Source organism: Pseudohongiella sp. SYSU M77423, from assembly GCF_029911965.1.
Taxonomy (GTDB): domain Bacteria; phylum Pseudomonadota; class Gammaproteobacteria; order Pseudomonadales; family Pseudohongiellaceae; genus Pseudohongiella.
Map to the genome: position 1 here is coordinate 325,942 of NZ_JARYTH010000003.1, position 16,204 is coordinate 342,145.

A 16,204-nucleotide genomic window follows, 5' to 3' on the forward strand; every position below is an offset into this window, starting at 1 on the left:
CCGGTGTTACTGTTGTTATTGTTTAGGTTGAATTATTTGGCAGCTTACACCAAACTGACGAGCTGAACACCCTGTCGTCTCTGGCAATTGAGCTGATAAATGTCCATTCGAAAATACAGTGTTAAGTGGGTGGCCGTGTTGTCTTTGCTGGGCATGCTGCTCTCACCTTTCCTTGATGCCCAGCCACTTCTGGCGCCACCGCCCGAGCGTTCGCCGGGCCAGTCGCAGCTGCCTGAAGATGCGCCCGACCTCGCCGGCGAATTCGCGTTTGTCAGAGTGCAATACGACTCATATTACCGGGGGGGGTTCGGATATGGTCCCTGGTCTGTCGACTTTCCGGCAGCCGACCGCAACTTTCTGAGAGGCGTCTCACGGCTTAGCAATATCAGGGTAATGTCCGAACCTATCGTCCTGCGACTGGACGATGACGAGATCTTCGAGTATCCATTCCTGTACATGCTCGAAGTCGGGCGCAATGGTGGCCCATACTTTTCTCCGCCCGAGTTGCAGAACCTGCGGGAGTACCTGCTGCGAGGTGGTTTCCTGCTGATCGATGACTTCTGGGGTACGCGCGAATGGCAGGCATTCGAAAACTCGTTTCAAATGGTTTTTCCTGAACGTGACATTGTTCAGCTGCCGCCGGACCATGAGATTTTCCGTATCTACTACGATACCAATGGGCCGCAGATGATACCGGCGCTGGGCAACCCGGAGAATATTCCCGAGCGGGATGCCAGTGTCGCGACAACGCACGCCATACTCGATGATATGGGGCGCGTAATGGTGTTAATCAATTTTAACAGCGATATGGGTGATGGCTGGGAGCACACCTACCACCCGAATTATCCAACGCGGCATGCAAATACAGCGTATCAGCTCGGTGTCAATTTTCTGATCTATTCTATGACGCACTGAGCAGCGGCGTGACTAGACTTTTTTGGGATAATCAATCTGCTTGAGCTGCGCTTTGCCAAACTCCAGGCGCGCCCAGCTGTCCACCTCAAACGTTAATTCTGCCACGCAACAGGTTGGCATATTGTCCAGTCGCGCTGATTCGCACAGATCGTTGAACAGATCTGTCAGTGCCGGGTTGTGGCCGACCAGCATGATGACGTCTATATTTTCATCCTGATGTTGCAGCAGGTGCAGCAGGTGGCCGCTGCTGGCCAGATAGATCTGGCGCTCCATGTGGATCAGTTCGTTGGGAATGGACAGGTGAGTGGCAAAAATTTCTGCGGTCGAAACGGTTCGCAGTGCGGGGCTGCAGATGATTCGCTGCGGTTGCGTGCCGCGGGCCAGCATTCTGTCAGCCATCATGGGAGCATCATGGCGACCACGCTCGTTTAATGGCCTGTCGATGTCGCGTTGTGTCTGATCATTCCAACTGGACTTGGCATGACGCACCAGAATCAGCGTTTTCATACAGATGAACTCCAGCCATCTTAATTTCTGGCATTGTATCCATAAACTCGCGCAAAAAACACCATGAATCAGTCGGTTTGCTGGCTGGACAATATCGGCCTAATTGCTCAGAATCATCGACCTGACGCGGTCTCGCAACAACATCGTTCGATTATGACAGTTCCCGGACTTGAATCGGACCAACGCTAATGAGGCCAGACCTGAACAATCAAGAGGATGAAGTTATGCCTGGAATTTACCGCAACAGCGTGCGAGTGGCACTGTTGACCCTGGCGCTGTTTGCGCTGCCCCTGCAGGCCCAGACCTGGGACCTGGCCAGCGAGTTGGAACTTGGTGCTGTCTACACCTCAGGTAACACGGACAATGAAAGTCTGCGGTTTCGGGCTGCATTTGATGCCATTCGTGAACAGTGGTCCTATCGGCTTACGCTGGATGGTTTCCGCTCATCGAAAGATGACGAGCTGGCTGCGCAGCGACTCTATACGGTTGGTAGCGCCACCTACAACTTCGATCCTGATAATTTTGTCATGACCAGGGTGGCTCATGAGACTGACAAGTTCAGTGGCTACGACAGCCAGTCTGATGTATCGGTGAGTTATGGTCAGGTTGTATTCCGCGATCTCGAAGACATGACACTCAGCTACACAGTAGGTGCTGGTATGCGTGTTTCCAGAGGTTCCGACAGTGACGAAGGTGACTTTGAAGAAGCCATTATCCGACTGTCTGCAGATTATAGCTGGGACCTGTCTGACAATGCGCGCTTCCTGCAGACGCTGAGTGCCGATGTTGGTGAGCGCACCACCATTGCACGATCTGAGACCGCCCTGGAGTCAGACATACTGTCAAATCTGTCGATGAAATTTGCGATCAATGTAAAGCATCAGACGGAAGTACCGGTGACCCGTGAGAAGACAGACACTGAAGCTTCCGTGACCCTGCTGCTGCGATTCTGATTGGCGCATAATGGAATACCTGGCGCCCACATCTATTGTTGAAGCTTTGCGCAGTCTGCATCAACACAGGGGCAGTGCCAGGGTTCTGGCGGGAGGCACAAGTGTCCTGCCCGCCCTGAATGATACATCTACAGCACTTGCCGGTGGCGACAAACAATCAGGCTCTGCACCGGTTCTGATCGATATCAAACGCCTTGCCGAACTGAGATCAGTTACGGTTCTGGCTGACGGTGCCCTTATTTTGGGTGCTGCAGTCACCTGTCAGGAGGCTTTGAGTCACCCGGCCATTCAGAAAAGCTGGCAAGGTCTTGCCGAAGCGCTGGCTGCGACAGGACCTGCTCAGATTCGATCCCGTGCGACAATAGGCGGTAAGCTTTGTCAGGCCGCCTCGACAGCGGACGCTGCTGCTGCTTTGATGGCAATTGACGCGTGCTGCCGGGTTGTCAGTGTCAGCGGTGAGCGACTCATTCCTGTTTCCGAATTGATTTTGTCACCGGGTCGAACCTGCCTGCGGACGGATGAACTGCTGGTCAGTATTGAGTTGCCAGCACCTCGCGCAGGTACTGCAGATGCTTACGCCAGAGTAGCTTCACGTTCCAGTCTGGGTAAAACTTATGCTGGTGTCGCAGTCGCCCTCACCCTGAAAGACGACCGTATTGACAGTTGCCGTGTCGCTTTGGCCGCAGTGACTTTGGTGCCGGCATCGGCTGAACGTGCGGCCAGTATGTTAATCGGCAATCGGCTTGAAGCCGATGTGCTGGCTCGTTTTCGGAGACAGGTCGCCGGCGCCTGTCGCGGTGGCACTGATTCCATGCAGACTGCTGATCATAAGGCCCATGTGGCGTCAGAACTGGCCATCAGTGCAGCGCGAACCGCCTGGCAGAGATCTGTCATCAGTCGTTCTGGAGATTCCGGATGAGCATGCATGTGTCATGTGTGATCAATCAGCAGTCGGTAACGCTGGACTGTCAGCCGGGACAGACACTGCTGTCGGTGCTGCACAAGGTGCTGGGAATGACTGGCACTAAAATCGGCTGTGAGAGTGGTTCCTGCGGCGCCTGCACCGTTTTGCTGGAAGGCGATCCGGTATGTGCCTGCCTGGTCCTGGCTGCAGAAGTACAGGGAAAGCATCTCACCACAGTTGAAGGTCTGGGCTCTGATACCAGGCTCCACCCACTGCAGAAGGCGCTGGCTGAACATCAGGCGTTAAGCTGTGGAGCCTGCGGCCCCGGTATGTTGATGGCGGCAGCGGCCCTGTTCAAAAAAGATCCACAGCCGGACAGTTCAGCGGTCGCTGAAGCGCTATCGGGCAATCTGTGCGCCTGTTCGCGCTATCCGCAGATCGTCAGTGCCTTGTCGCAAGCCGTAAAGACATCGACCGAGCCAGGTGGTTGCAGTCGTGCGGCGCTGGCACGAGTAAAGGGGGCAGCAGTGTGCCAGGTGGAGCTGCGGCCCGAGGCTGCCCTGCAGGGGGCAATCCTGCGAAGTCCGTTCGCACATGCCCGAATCTTGCGAGTGGACCTGAGTTGTGCGGCACAGATGGATGGTGTTGCAGCGGTTCTCAGTGCAAAGGATAACCCAGAACTGTGTGGGAATTTGCTGGCGCGGGACAAGGTCCGGTATCAGGGGCAGCCGGTTGCCATTGTGGCCGCGCAGGATGCTGAAACCGCAAAACGCGCTCTTGCTGCGATCGATATAGAATATGCGCTTTTACCCTCTGTTACCTCTGTACGTGCGGCCATGGAGCCAGATGCGCCGCTACTTGATGAGACACTGTTCACACAAGGTGTTGATCCGGCGCCTGCGCAACCATCAAATATTGCCCGGCGCCATACTTCCCGAAAGGGCCAGCCCGACAAGGCCTTTGCCCTTGCTGAGGTCATGCTGGGTGATGAAATCGAGTGCCTGCCGGTGCTGACTGGTGGTTTTGAGCCAGCTGTCAGCATTGCCTTGAATGAAACTGGGGAGGACCGGGTCGGCTGCGACGACGATAGTTCGCCCCCAGCCCGTTCGCTGTCCAGGCAGGTATTGCCTTTGGCCGAGCTGTTGCGCCTGCAGACAGGACAGCCTGTCTGCATCAAGTCACATCCTGCATCGGTGCTCTCATTGACGCCGGCCGTTTTTGCCAGCTTTCGTCTGGGTGCGCTCAATGATGGCACTCTGAAGGTTGCGGAAGCCGTGTTTTGCTGTCAATCGGGGGCAGCGGCGGCACCCCTGGCAGCTGAAATATGCGCACTCGCGTTTGCCAGTTATCAATTGCCGAATCAGAACCTGATCGCCTACGACGTTATTGCCAATACGCCGCCGCAGAACCTGCATCTGGAAGCAGCAGCTATGGCCGCACTGCTTGTTACCGAAACCGCGATGGATGCATTGTCACGCAAGCTGCGGATCGACCCTCTGGCCTTGCGTCTGCAAAATGCCAGGCAGCGCGACTCGCTGATGGCAGCAAGTGAGCACGAACAATATCGGCAGCCAGTGGCTGCAACAGGTGGGCGGGGTATCGCTCACGCCATGGGCTGCACGCATGTGTGTGACATCGAGCTGGATGCCCTGTCCGGGCAGGTCAGGGTCACGCGATATACTGTGTTCGTGGGCGCTGCCGATGCAAAAGCCGGTGGGGATGACAATCTTTTTCAGCAGGCGCTGGCCGAGGCATTTCGTCAGATAGTGAACGAAGCGGTCATGTTCGACGAAAATGGAAGTTTGCACGATATTGACGTCATGCATTATCGTATGCCGGCTGTGCTGGATTTGCCCGCAGTCGAGGCCGTGTGGCTTGCCAGCAGTGAAAACACAGAACAAGCAGAGCCTGGTGCCAGTACACAAAGTGCATTGGGTGTTGCCACGGCTGTTGCGGCAGCAGCGATCGCGAATGCGGTAGCCAACGCTGTGGGTGGCAATCTGCGCGAGTTCCCCATCAACCCTGCCTCTATACACAAGGCATTAAAACGAGCAGCGCTGCGGCGACGATGATGCATTCCCCCAAACGTAAACTCTTTCTGGATCTGGTGCGCGCCGTTTTCCGGCTTAACGGACTATTGCTTGCTGATGGTGACCGAATGGCCGAGCGGGTTGGTCTGACAAGCGCCCGCTGGAAGGTTATTGGTATCGTGGCGTTGTCGAACTCTGGTGTCACGGTTCCTTCCATCGCCAGGTCGCTTGGCCAATCGCGTCAGGCAGTGCAGCGAATCACTGACGTCATGGCGGCTGATGACCTGCTTGCCTATGTTGAAAATCCGCGCCACAAACGCTCGGCACTGGTACAGCTGACCGAACACGGGCAGGAGGTCTATAGCGCCTTGCGGTCACTTCAGGACCCTTGGGCCATTGGGTTAACGGATGACGTTCCAACAGCAGAGCTGGAAACCAGTCTGCGTCTGATTCAGCGACTGATCAACCGGATGGAGTAGGCCATTCATGGCGGAGCTGCTCTACAGTACCGACCAGATTCGGGATATGGATGCCAGAGCCATCGCCTCTGGCATTGATGCGTTTGATCTGATGTGTCAGGCCGCCGCCTCAGCATGGCGACAGATGCAGAAACTGTGGCCCGATGCCGAGCGGATTGCCGTGTTGTGCGGTCCAGGCAATAACGGTGGTGACGGCCTTGTGATGGCCTCACTTGCCCGTGAACAGGGGCTGGACGTGACAGCGTTCCTGATGGTCGACAGTTCCAGGTTGAAGGGTGCTGCTGCTCAGGCGTGGCAACTGGCAAGGCAGTCTGAAGTCGCCATTAAGCCCTGGCAAAATGATGATTTTTATAATTATTGCCGCTCCGAGTCGGCGTCAGTGGTGATTGTCGATGCCATGCTTGGCAATGGGGCGCGCGCTGGCCTGACGGGTGACTTCCTGGCTGCCACTGAACGTGTCAATTCACTGGATCTTCCTGTGCTGGCCATCGATCAGCCCACCGGCGTCAATGCCAATTCAGGGTCGGTCAAGGACGTGGCAGTTCGCGCCAGCGCGACCATCAGTTTCATCGCCCGGACTCAGGGGCTGTATACCGGGGATGCTGTCGACTACTGCGGAAGGCATTGCTTCGACAATCTTGGCCTGCCTGAACGTCTGGGTAACATGACAGCGAGCTGGCCACCAGTCGCGCGCGCCATTTTCGCTGATGATGCTCTTGAGGCATTGCAACCCCGCGCAAAGAGCGCCCACAAAGGTGCGGCTGGCCGTGCGGTGGTAGTCGGAGGCGATGACGGTTTTGGTGGTGCTGCGCTCCTGACGGCGGGCGCTGCAGTCCGGGGGGGAGCCGGCACAGTAACCCTGCTGACGCGAAGCCAGCATCGAACAGCGATGCTGGTACGCCAGCCCGAGGTAATGGTTCAGCCAGTGGATGACTGGCATGTCCTGCAGGGCGCAGCGTTGCGATCACTGCTCACTCAGGCCAGCGCACTGGCAATTGGCCCCGGGCTCGGAAAAAGTGATTGGTCAATCAATGTATTGCGCGAAATTCTGGATTGGGTGGCTGACGCTGGCGCACCGCTGGTTCTGGATGCTGATGCGCTGAATCTGCTGGCTATGCAAAAACTGGCCTGGGGTGATCTGGCGCCGGCTGAGGCGCGAGCGCGCTGGGTCATCACGCCTCATCCTGGCGAGGCCGCCAGGCTACTGGGCTGTAGCGTGGCGGAAATCCAGTCTGATCGTTTCGCCGCGGTTCGCAAGTTGCAGTCTTTGGCGGGTACGGTCTGTCTGTTGAAAGGAGCGGGATCTCTTCTGGCTTTCCCCGATTCGGATGTGATTGATGTATGCATGCATGGTAATCCGGGCATGGCATCAGGCGGCATGGGCGACGTGCTGTCAGGGTTTATGGTGGCGCTGCTGGCTCAGGGACTGCCCTCTGCCGACGCCGCCCGGCTGGCGGTGTGTCTGCACGCAAAGGCAGCAGATTTGCTGGCGGCGCAATTCGGCGAGCGCGGCCTCCTGGCCAGCGACCTGCCCGCCACTTTCCGCAAGCTGCTCAATAAAATGCAGGATAGCCTGGTATGAATGTGAGTAGTTACTATCTTGAAACAGAAGGCCAGACCGAGAAGTTTGGTGCTGTGTTGGCCAATGCGATAAGTGTAAGTGCTGCTGCCGGACATGGCGCTGTTGTCTACCTGCACGGTGATCTCGGTATGGGTAAGACGACACTCAGTCGCGGACTGATCAGGGCCCTCGGGCATCAGGGCGCAGTGAAAAGTCCGACCTACACGCTGGTAGAACCTTACGAAGATTTTCAGTTTCCCCTCTATCACTTTGATCTGTATAGACTATCAGATCCTGAAGAGGTAGAATTCCTGGGCGTTGACGACTACTTCCAGCCGCCCGCGGTCTGCGTGATCGAATGGGCTGAGAAAGGCAAAGGATTTTTGCCGCTGCCGGACATCGAGTTGACCTTGTCCAGTGGTCCGGGAGTGAAACAGCGCGGACGGCAGATTCAGTGTCGTGCAACGACGCAGGCAGGTCGAGAAATTATGGAGCGAGTCGTGTGGCCGCATAGCCCCGCTCGCTGAAGCAGCTATGAGCAGGGTTACGGTCGATGCGATCGCAGGCAGCAGTTTTCCAGTGTCATGTCAGAAACGTCAGAGGCCATGTCTTCTGTCGTTCGAATCATGCTGACCGAAAATCTGCAGCGTCCCGCCTGGTTTTACTGCTTCTGTCGGCTCTGATGAGCGGCTCGGTATTGGCCGCTGATATTGACGATCTGCGCGTCTGGCAGTCACCTGACTACACACGGGTCGTGCTGGACCTGAGTGAACCAGCCCAGTACTCAGTGTTTGTACTTGATAACCCGCATCGTGTCGTGATCGACATCGAACGCTCCCAATTGCGAGTCGATACGGGTCGCGTTCCCCTGACTGATGTGCCGGTGCGCAATATCCGCAGCGCTGCGCGCAACCAGACCGACACCAGAATCGTGCTGGATATGGCCGAAGCGGTTAACCCGAGCAGCTACTTGCTGCCGCCTGATGTTGAGGCTGGCGACCGGCTGGTGATCGATCTTTACGGGCTTGATCGCGAAGTGCCGCCGCCCGCACAGATGGTCAGCACGCCAGCAGCCGTTGAGCAGAACACGGTGAGCCTCCGGGATATCGTCGTGGCGATTGACGCCGGACACGGTGGCCGCGATCCCGGTGCCATCGGCTATGATGGGCGAATCCGCGAGAAAGACGTGGCGCTGGCAATTTCGCAGGCAATCAGTGATCGCCTGCGCTCACTGCCGGGCTACCAGCCGGTAATGATTCGCAATGCAGATTTCCATGTGCAGCTGCAGGAGCGCCCGATGCTGGCACGTGACAATCGGGCCGACATATTCCTGTCCATCCATGCAGATTCCTACAGCACCTCCCGAGCTGAGGGCATAACGGTCTACGCGCTGTCGCAAACCACCGCCGAAGACGAAAATATCCGTCGGGTCACCGAGAAAGAAAACTCTGCCGCATTGCTGGGTGGCAGCGCCGGTGACACCAGTCTGCGCGACTTTGAGGATGATCTGGCATTGACGCTGCTGGATATCTCCATGTCCTGGAGTATTGAGCAAAGCATGGCGGCCGGCTCCTACATCTTAAATTCTCTGGGTCAGGTCGCCACCCTGCGTCGCGACAAGCCCCAGCAGGGCAATCTTTGGGTGCTGCGCTCGCCAGACATCCCGTCACTGCTGATCGAAACCGGCTATCTTTCCAATCCGAGCGAGGCTCGAAAACTCACCTCGCCTGCTTACCAGCAGCGTCTGGCCGACGCCATCGTCCAGGGTGTCATGAACTATTTTTACGAACGCCCGCCGGAAGGCTCGCTACTGGCATGGCAAAAGGCCAATAATCAGGGGCCGGATCGGCAGTATGTTGTGGTCCGTGGCGACAGTCTCTCCATGATTGCGCAGCGCCACAATATCGGTCTGGCCCAACTGCGTGCCGCCAACAGCCTGAGTGGCGACACTATTCATGTTGGTCAACGCCTGCTGATTCCGGGCGGCGGGCCGCAGACAATCGCGCTGTCTGCGCCACCGACCGTTTACGAACACACCATCAGCCGGGGTGAGACGCTCTCCGGTATTGCCGACCGATATCAGGTCAGTCTGTCGCGATTGCGCGAGGCCAATCAGCTCAGGGGTGATACAATTCGGGTCGGTCAGATCCTGATCATCCCGGCATCGTAACAACAGGTTTACCCATGAAACGCATTGCACTGCTCAGCCAACGTCTGGCCAACCAGATTGCGGCCGGCGAGGTCGTCGAGCGCCCAGCCTCGGTCGTCAAGGAACTGATGGAGAACAGTCTCGATGCAGGGGCCAGCCGTGTAGATGTTGAGGTCGAGCAGGGCGGCAGCAAGCTGATCCGGATTCGCGACAACGGGACGGGCATTCCCCGCGACGACCTGACGCTGGCGCTGAGCCGTCACGCTACCAGCAAGATTGTCGAGCTGGACGATCTGGAGAACATAGAAAGCCTGGGCTTTCGTGGTGAGGCTCTGGCCAGTATCAGCTCGGTTTCACGACTGATGCTGGTCTCCAGGTCTGAGCACGCCCAGGAAGAGGGTGGCTGGCAGGTCGAAGCAGCAGGACAGGAAATGACTGCCACGCTAAGCCCGGCGCCACACCCGCAAGGTACTAGCGTTGAAGTTCGTGATCTGTTTTTTAATACACCGGCGCGCAAAAAATTTCTGCGGACTGAAAATACCGAGTTCGGCCGGATTGATGAGGTTGTCAAACGTATTGCGCTGAGCCGTTTTGATGTCGGAGTGACCCTGCGTCACAACCAGCGCACGGTGCATCAACTGCAGCCCGCGCAGACTATTCAGGAGAAACAGCGACGCATTGGCCTGGTCTGTGGGCCTGCATTTCTGGAGCATGCTGTTTTTATCGAGATGGAAGCATCCGGTCTGCGTTTGTGGGGTTGGGTTTGTTTGCCGACGTTTTCGCGCAGTCAGCCAGACCTGCAGTACTTTTACGTCAATGGCCGTGTGATACGCGACAAGCTGGTCTCGCATGCTATCAAGCAGGCGTACCGTGATGTGCTGTTTGGCGGCCGGCATCCGGCGTTTGTTTTATACCTGGAGCTGCAGCCATCGCTGGTCGATGTCAATGTTCATCCGACCAAGCATGAGGTGCGATTCCGTGACCAGCGCCTGGTTCATGACTTTCTGTTCCGCTCATTACACAAGGCCCTGGCCGATGTGCGCCCCAGCGATCACATGCAGGGCTCGTCAGATCGCGACGATAATGTCATGGGGCAGTCGAGCGCTGACAACTGGCAGAAGCCGGTTGAGCAGGCATCCCTGGGCTTGCGTGTTGATCAGAGCACGGGCGAAATTCTCCATACTGATTCTGCGCCGGTGTCGCAAAACAGTGCTCAGCGCTTTTCCAGTTACAGCGGGGCCAGCAGCAACAGTCGCGTCTTGGCTGACCAGGCGGCGCTCTATCAGAGCCTGGGTGAAGACAAGGAAATTCCGCCACTCGGATTTGCCCTGGCGCAGCTGCACGGCGTCTACATTCTGGCGCAGAATGCTGAAGGGCTGATTGTTGTGGATATGCATGCTGCGCACGAACGCATCACCTATGAACGCATGAAAACCGCCTGCGACACGCAGGGCATCAAGGCTCAGCCGCTGCTTGTGCCGGTCTCTCTGGCGGTCAGTCGCGCCGAGGCGGATTGTGCTGAGGAGCAGTCACAGTCACTGGCCGAGCTGGGTTTCGAGCTGGAAAGAGTTGCCGAAGAATCGATTGTCGTGCGCCAGGTACCGACTCTGCTGGCCCGCGCAAATGTTGAGCAGCTGGTACGCGATGTGTTGTCTGATATTCGCGAGCACGGCCAGAGTGAACGAATAAGTGCCTATCGTGACGAGTTGCTGTCGACCATGGCCTGCCATGGGTCAGTGCGCGCCAATCGGCAATTGAGTATCCCCGAGATGAACTCACTGCTGCGCCAGATGGAGCAGACCGAACGCAGCGGACAGTGCAATCACGGGCGTCCCACCTGGGTCTACCAGAGTATGAGTGACCTGGACAAACTTTTCCTGCGTGGCAGGTAGGCCAATGCCAGTCACCAAAATTGATCTTGCAGGTTTTCAGCCCGAAAACTGTCCTGCCATTTGCCTGATGGGACCCACCGCGTCCGGAAAGACCGCGCTGGCAATAGAGCTCGTCCAACGACTGCCCATGGAAATTATCAACGTCGATTCGGCACAGATATTTCGCGATATGGATATCGGCACGGGCAAGCCAGATGCGGCGACACTGGCACTGGCGCCCCACCGGCTCATCGATTTTCTGGATCCTGCGCAGAGTTATTCGGCAGCTCAGTTCTGCATTGACGCCCGCCGGGAAATGCAGGACATCCGCCAACAAGGCAAAGTGCCATTGCTGGTTGGTGGCACCATGCTCTACTTCAAGGCCTTGCGGGATGGGCTGGCAGACATGCCGGCGGCAGATCAGGCGGTGCGTGATGAGATTATCAGGATTGCTGATGCAGAGGGCTGGCCCGCGGTCCATCAGCGTCTGGCCGAGGTCGACCCGCATTCCGCGCAACGGATCCACCCCAATGACCCCCAACGTCTGCAGCGGGCGCTGGAGGTTTTTATGGTCAGTGGTCGTCCCATGTCCGAGCTGCACGAGCAACAGGCTTCGCCGGCTACATCTGAGCCATTACTGTTCCTGTCGATCCAGCCGTCACAGCGCAGCGTATTGCACATGAAGATCGAAAGACGCTTTTTACAGATGGTTGCCGATGGCCTGGTGGCAGAGGTAGAGCGGTTGTACAGGCGCGGTGATCTGGACACCACGATGCCTTCGGTCCGGTGCGTGGGATATCGTCAGGTATGGCAGTATCTCGATGGCGAATTCAGCTATGATGAGATGCTGGAAAGAGGTATCATTGCGACGCGGCAACTGGCTAAACGGCAGGTAACCTGGCTTAGAGGCTGGGCCGATCTGACGGACTTTGACAGTGAAAGCAGCGACGTTTTGGACAAGGTCTTGAAAACCATCCAGGCTGCCTCCATATCTTCGCTTAGATGACATGGCCGTGACGGAACTTAGTTCGGCTGGACGGATCCCAAATGCTGGTTAACACGGTTTTAGCGTAAATTTTAAGGAGAATAGCAATGTCAAAAGGGCATTCCTTACAAGACCCTTTCCTGAATGTGCTCAGAAAAGAGCGTATTCCCGTATCCATCTACCTGGTCAGTGGCATCAAGCTGCAGGGCCAGATCGAGTCTTTTGATCAGTTTGTGATCCTGCTGAAAAACGCCGTGAACCAGATGGTCTACAAGCACGCAATTTCCACGGTCGTCCCGGCCCGAACGGTCAAGATCCCGACCCAGGGCAGCGACCTGAACCAAGATGACGATGAGTCTGCACCAGGTAATATTGCCTGAATCGAGGGCATGATTGTTTTTTGAGCGTCCTGAAGGAGGTGAGACCTCCGTTCTTGTTCATATCGACCTGGATTCCGAGCGAGAACAGGAAGATCCGATAGAGTTTGAAGAGTTGGTCAGGTCGTCCGGTGCCGATCCAGTCTGCTTTATTAAAGGCAGCCGGAAAACGCCGGACGCGCGGACTTTTGTGGGTCAGGGCAAGCTCGAAGAAATCGCCGCTGCGGTCAAGGAGTATGAGGCAGCACTGGTGCTGTTCAATCACGCCCTGTCCCCCAGCCAGGAGCGGAATCTTGAAAAAGCGCTCAAATGCCGGGTGCTTGACCGCACAGGCCTGATCCTGGATATCTTCGCTCAGCGTGCCAGAACCTACGAGGGCAAACTCCAGGTCGAGCTGGCGCAGCTGCAGCACACGGTGACCCGGCTGAAGCGTGGCTGGACGCACCTTGATCGCCAGAAGGGCGGCGTGAACCTGCGTGGTGCGGGTGAAACCCAGCTGGAACTTGACCAGCGCATGATTCGTCAGCGCATCAAGAATATCAACAAGAGCCTGGAGAAGGTGCGTGCCCAGCGTGAACAGGGTCGTCGCTCGCGCAAGCGTGCCGAGGTTCCGATTGTTTCGCTCGTTGGGTATACCAACGCGGGCAAATCATCACTCTTCAACCGCATGACATCAGCGGAAATTTACGCCGCCGATCAACTGTTCGCGACGTTGGATGCGACGCTGCGACGCATTGACGTTCCCTCCTTCGGCGAGGCGATTCTGGTCGATACGGTTGGCTTCATAAGTCATTTGCCTCATAAGCTTGTCGAGGCATTTCGTGCGACGCTTGAAGAGACCAGCCAGGCGGACCTGCTGCTTCATGTCGTTGATGTCGCCAATGAAGATCATGATTATTACATCGAACAGGTCCATGAAGTTCTTACAGAAATCGGTGCGGATGAGATACCCACAGTGCAGGTCCTGAACAAAATCGACCTGCTGGACGGATTCGTACCGCGCATCGATCGTGACGATCAGGGGCAACCCCAGCGTGTCTGGATGTCAGCCCGCACTGGTGAAGGTGCTGATCTGCTCTTGCAAGCAATCAGCGAAATGCTGGGTCACGATATAGTCAATCAGCATTTGACGCTGGCGCCTGATCAGGGGCGGCTGCGAGCCAAGCTTTACGCGCGTGGGGCCGTGACCGCCGAACGCGTCGATGAGCAGGGTCAGGTTGTGCTCGGGATCAAGATGCCACGTGCCGACTTCGAACGGCTGCTGCAGGAAGACGACAGGCGCTAATCACCGGCAGTAATGCTGGGTTAATAGACAATAATTCGTTAAAATCGACCGGCATTCGCTGGGTATGGAGTAAACGATGGCTTGGAACGAACCTGGAAACAAAGGTAACGACAACGACCCCTGGGGGGGTGGTAGTGGTGGTGGCGGCGGTCGTCGTGGCGGCGATCAGGGTCCGCCCGACCTGGATGAGGTGCTGCGTAATCTGAGCAAAAAGGTAAACTCGCTGCTGGGCGGCAAAAGTGGTCGGTCTGGTGGTGGCTCCTCAGGCTCCGGTGGTTCCGGCGTATCTGCCGGCATGCTGGGCGGAGTTATCGTACTGGTAGCCGTGGTCTGGGCTGCAATGGGCTTCTACACGATCGACGAAGCGGAGCGCGGTGTTGTTCTCCGATTCGGTGAGTTGCGTGAAGAAGTGGTGATGCCCGGTCTGCGCTGGAATCCCCCGCTGATCGACGAAGTTACCAAGGTTAACATCTCGCGTGTAAATACCCGTTCCTACTCAAACGACATGCTGACCACTGACGAGAACATCGTAACTGTGTCTGTGTCTGTGCAGTATGTGGTAAATGATCCGGTGCAGTATGTTGTGCAGGTTCGTGAACCTCAGCGCGGTCTTGACCAGGCCGTCGAGTCCGCGATTCGCCACGTGGTAGGTGGAACCACCATGGACCGTGTTCTGACTCAGGGTCGTGCAGACGTCGCTGCCGAAGTTCGCGAACGCACCCAGAGCTACATGGAGAATTACCAGACCGGTATCATGGTTACTCAGGTCAACGTTGAAAACGCGCAGCCGCCGGTTGCCGTGCAGGCAGCGTTTGACGATGTGATCCGCGCCCGTGAAGATGAGCAGCGTGCCCAGAACCAGGCACTCGCCTATGCCAACCGGGTGATTCCGGAGGCGCGCGGTGAGGCGCAGCGAATCATAGAGCAGGCAAATGCCTACCGTGATGAAGTGATTGCCCGGGCCGAGGGTGAATCCTTCCGCTTTGAGCAATTGCTGACCGAGTATCAACAAGCCCCATCGGTAACCCGTCAGCGACTTTACATCGACGCCATCGAAGACGTTCTGTCGAATACCAGCAAAGTGCTGGTTGATGTGGAGGGCGGTAACAACATGATGTTCCTGCCTCTTGATCGTCTGATGTCAGGCAGCATGGATTCAGCAACTGGCGAGCAGCAGTCAGGACGACTGCAATTGAACAGCCAGCAGCTGCGTGATCTGGCTGACCAGGTGACGCGTGAACTCAATGCCCAGGCAGGGTCGGATCGCTCGCGAGTCCAGAACCTGCCGGTTAGGAGGTAACAGTACATGAAGAATATCTTTGTTGGAGCATTTGTTATTGTTGCCGTGTTGGTAGGTGCCAACTCGATTTTTGTGGTCAAGGAAACCGAGCGTGCCGTGATGCTGCGTTTCGGTAACATCGTTGAGGCAGATATCCCACCGGGACTGCATTTCAAGATTCCCTACGTGAATACCGTTCGCAAATTTGATGCACGGGTGCTGACAGTTGATTCGTCTCCCCAGCGCTACCTGACACTCGAGCAGAAGGCATTGCTGGTGGACTCCTATGCCATGTGGCGGATTTCTGACGTGCAGCGCTTCTACACGGCTACATCTGGCGACGAGACACGCGCCAACCAGCTGCTGGCGCAGCGGGTGAACGACGGTCTGCGTAACAAGTTTGGTGAGCGTGATCTGCAGGAAGTGGTGTCCGGTCAACGTGATGCGCTGATGATGGAGCTGACCCAGGAGCTCAATACCTACGCGTCCGACGAGTACGGCATTGAGGTTATTGATGTGCGCGTAAAGCGTATCGACCTGCCTGATGACGTTCGCTCATCTGTTTACGAGCGTATGACCTCAGAGCGTCAGCGTGAAGCGCAGCAGCTGCGCTCTCGTGGTAACGAGTTGGCCATTGGCATCGAAGCTGATGCTGACCGCCAGGAAGCAGTGCTGCTGGTAGAAGCATACCGGGACGCAGAACGAATCCGCGGTGAGGGCGATGCTCAGGCGGCCAGTATTTACTCATCAGCATTCACCAAGGATGAGGAGTTTTACGCCTTCACGCGCAGCCTTAACTCCTACCGTAATACGTTCTCTTCAAAACAGGATGTGCTGTTGCTGGAACCAGACAGCGATTACTTCCGATACATGAGAGAAGATCAGACGCCATGACTGCTTGTCCCGGCC

15 protein-coding genes are annotated in these 16,204 nt (G+C 56.7%); 14 read left to right on the forward strand and 1 reads right to left on the reverse strand.

The window, feature by feature from the left end; genetic code table 11:
* Nucleotides 1–99: 99 nt before the first annotated feature.
* Nucleotides 100–915 carry a DUF4159 domain-containing protein gene (locus tag QGM61_RS09140; protein WP_237132074.1) on the forward strand — a complete coding sequence of 272 codons (816 nt, stop codon included), beginning with the start codon at nt 100–102 and terminating at the stop codon, nt 913–915.
* A 12-nt stretch (nt 916–927) separates the two neighbouring features.
* Here the strand turns inward: QGM61_RS09140 and QGM61_RS09145 are convergent, their stop codons facing one another.
* Nucleotides 928–1,422, reverse strand: coding sequence for a SixA phosphatase family protein (locus tag QGM61_RS09145; protein ID WP_237132073.1), 495 nt, complete (start codon nt 1,420–1,422; stop codon nt 928–930).
* Between the two features lie 224 nt (nt 1,423–1,646).
* Between QGM61_RS09145 and QGM61_RS09150 the strand changes: the two genes are divergently transcribed.
* From QGM61_RS09150 to hflC, 13 genes are all read left to right on the forward strand, one after another.
* Nucleotides 1,647–2,375 (forward strand): YdiY family protein, encoded by a 729-nt coding sequence (locus QGM61_RS09150; protein ID WP_237132072.1) that lies wholly within the window; start codon nt 1,647–1,649, stop codon nt 2,373–2,375.
* A 10-nt stretch (nt 2,376–2,385) separates the two neighbouring features.
* Entirely contained in the window at nt 2,386–3,294 is a 909-nt protein-coding gene (locus tag QGM61_RS09155; RefSeq protein WP_281132769.1) for an FAD binding domain-containing protein, read from the forward strand.
* On the forward strand, nt 3,291–5,351 hold the full coding sequence (locus tag QGM61_RS09160) for a 2Fe-2S iron-sulfur cluster-binding protein (protein WP_281132770.1): 2,061 nt from the start codon (nt 3,291–3,293) through the stop codon (nt 5,349–5,351). The genes QGM61_RS09155 and QGM61_RS09160 overlap by 4 nt, the downstream gene beginning before the upstream one ends.
* Nucleotides 5,348–5,788, forward strand: coding sequence for a MarR family winged helix-turn-helix transcriptional regulator (locus QGM61_RS09165; RefSeq protein WP_237132069.1), 441 nt, complete (start codon nt 5,348–5,350; stop codon nt 5,786–5,788). Before QGM61_RS09160 ends, QGM61_RS09165 begins: the two co-directional genes overlap by 4 nt.
* A 7-nt stretch (nt 5,789–5,795) precedes the next feature.
* Entirely contained in the window at nt 5,796–7,370 is a 1,575-nt protein-coding gene (locus QGM61_RS09170; protein WP_281132771.1) for an NAD(P)H-hydrate dehydratase, read from the forward strand.
* The gene (gene tsaE, locus QGM61_RS09175) at nt 7,367–7,876 is read left to right on the forward strand and encodes a tRNA (adenosine(37)-N6)-threonylcarbamoyltransferase complex ATPase subunit type 1 TsaE (RefSeq protein WP_237132067.1); all 510 of its coding nucleotides are present in this window, start codon (nt 7,367–7,369) and stop codon (nt 7,874–7,876) included. Before QGM61_RS09170 ends, tsaE begins: the two co-directional genes overlap by 4 nt.
* A gap of 26 nt (nt 7,877–7,902) precedes the next feature.
* Nucleotides 7,903–9,519: an N-acetylmuramoyl-L-alanine amidase gene (locus QGM61_RS09180; RefSeq protein WP_281132772.1), complete on the forward strand. Its 1,617-nt coding sequence runs from the start codon at nt 7,903–7,905 to the stop codon at nt 9,517–9,519.
* A 14-nt stretch (nt 9,520–9,533) separates the two neighbouring features.
* On the forward strand, nt 9,534–11,390 hold the full coding sequence (gene mutL, locus QGM61_RS09185; RefSeq protein WP_281132773.1) for a DNA mismatch repair endonuclease MutL: 1,857 nt from the start codon (nt 9,534–9,536) through the stop codon (nt 11,388–11,390).
* Between the two features lie 4 nt (nt 11,391–11,394).
* Nucleotides 11,395–12,375: a tRNA (adenosine(37)-N6)-dimethylallyltransferase MiaA gene (gene miaA, locus QGM61_RS09190; RefSeq protein ID WP_281132774.1), complete on the forward strand. Its 981-nt coding sequence runs from the start codon at nt 11,395–11,397 to the stop codon at nt 12,373–12,375.
* Nucleotides 12,376–12,461: 86 nt separating this feature from the next.
* Nucleotides 12,462–12,734, forward strand: coding sequence for an RNA chaperone Hfq (gene hfq / locus QGM61_RS09195; protein WP_237132063.1), 273 nt, complete (start codon nt 12,462–12,464; stop codon nt 12,732–12,734).
* Nucleotides 12,735–12,747: 13 nt separating this feature from the next.
* Nucleotides 12,748–14,016 carry a ribosome rescue GTPase HflX gene (gene hflX, locus QGM61_RS09200; protein ID WP_281132775.1) on the forward strand — a complete coding sequence of 423 codons (1,269 nt, stop codon included), beginning with the start codon at nt 12,748–12,750 and terminating at the stop codon, nt 14,014–14,016.
* A gap of 76 nt (nt 14,017–14,092) precedes the next feature.
* A complete protein-coding gene (hflK, locus tag QGM61_RS09205) occupies nt 14,093–15,316 on the forward strand; it encodes an FtsH protease activity modulator HflK (RefSeq protein ID WP_281132776.1) in 1,224 nt (407 codons plus the stop codon).
* 6 nt (nt 15,317–15,322) lie between these two features.
* Entirely contained in the window at nt 15,323–16,189 is an 867-nt protein-coding gene (gene hflC, locus QGM61_RS09210; RefSeq protein ID WP_281132777.1) for a protease modulator HflC, read from the forward strand.
* Nucleotides 16,190–16,204: the final 15 nt, after the last annotated feature.

Bases quoted from the DNA above. Each gene is read 5' to 3' on its own strand.
- hfq (WP_237132063.1), top strand. From the start codon at position 12,462: ATGTCAAAAGGGCATTCCTTACAAGACCCTTTCCTGAATGTGCTCAGA.
- hflK (WP_281132776.1), top strand. From the start codon at position 14,093: ATGGCTTGGAACGAACCTGGAAACAAAGGTAACGACAACGACCCCTGG.
- QGM61_RS09140 (WP_237132074.1), top strand. From the start codon at position 100: ATGTCCATTCGAAAATACAGTGTTAAGTGGGTGGCCGTGTTGTCTTTG.
- QGM61_RS09160 (WP_281132770.1), top strand. From the start codon at position 3,291: ATGAGCATGCATGTGTCATGTGTGATCAATCAGCAGTCGGTAACGCTG.
- hflC (WP_281132777.1), top strand. From the start codon at position 15,323: ATGAAGAATATCTTTGTTGGAGCATTTGTTATTGTTGCCGTGTTGGTA.
- QGM61_RS09165 (WP_237132069.1), top strand. From the start codon at position 5,348: ATGATGCATTCCCCCAAACGTAAACTCTTTCTGGATCTGGTGCGCGCC.
- QGM61_RS09170 (WP_281132771.1), top strand. From the start codon at position 5,796: ATGGCGGAGCTGCTCTACAGTACCGACCAGATTCGGGATATGGATGCC.
- QGM61_RS09155 (WP_281132769.1), top strand. From the start codon at position 2,386: ATGGAATACCTGGCGCCCACATCTATTGTTGAAGCTTTGCGCAGTCTG.
- QGM61_RS09145 (WP_237132073.1), bottom strand. From the start codon at position 1,422: ATGAAAACGCTGATTCTGGTGCGTCATGCCAAGTCCAGTTGGAATGAT.
- tsaE (WP_237132067.1), top strand. From the start codon at position 7,367: ATGAATGTGAGTAGTTACTATCTTGAAACAGAAGGCCAGACCGAGAAG.
- mutL (WP_281132773.1), top strand. From the start codon at position 9,534: ATGAAACGCATTGCACTGCTCAGCCAACGTCTGGCCAACCAGATTGCG.
- miaA (WP_281132774.1), top strand. From the start codon at position 11,395: ATGCCAGTCACCAAAATTGATCTTGCAGGTTTTCAGCCCGAAAACTGT.
- QGM61_RS09180 (WP_281132772.1), top strand. From the start codon at position 7,903: ATGCGATCGCAGGCAGCAGTTTTCCAGTGTCATGTCAGAAACGTCAGA.
- QGM61_RS09150 (WP_237132072.1), top strand. From the start codon at position 1,647: ATGCCTGGAATTTACCGCAACAGCGTGCGAGTGGCACTGTTGACCCTG.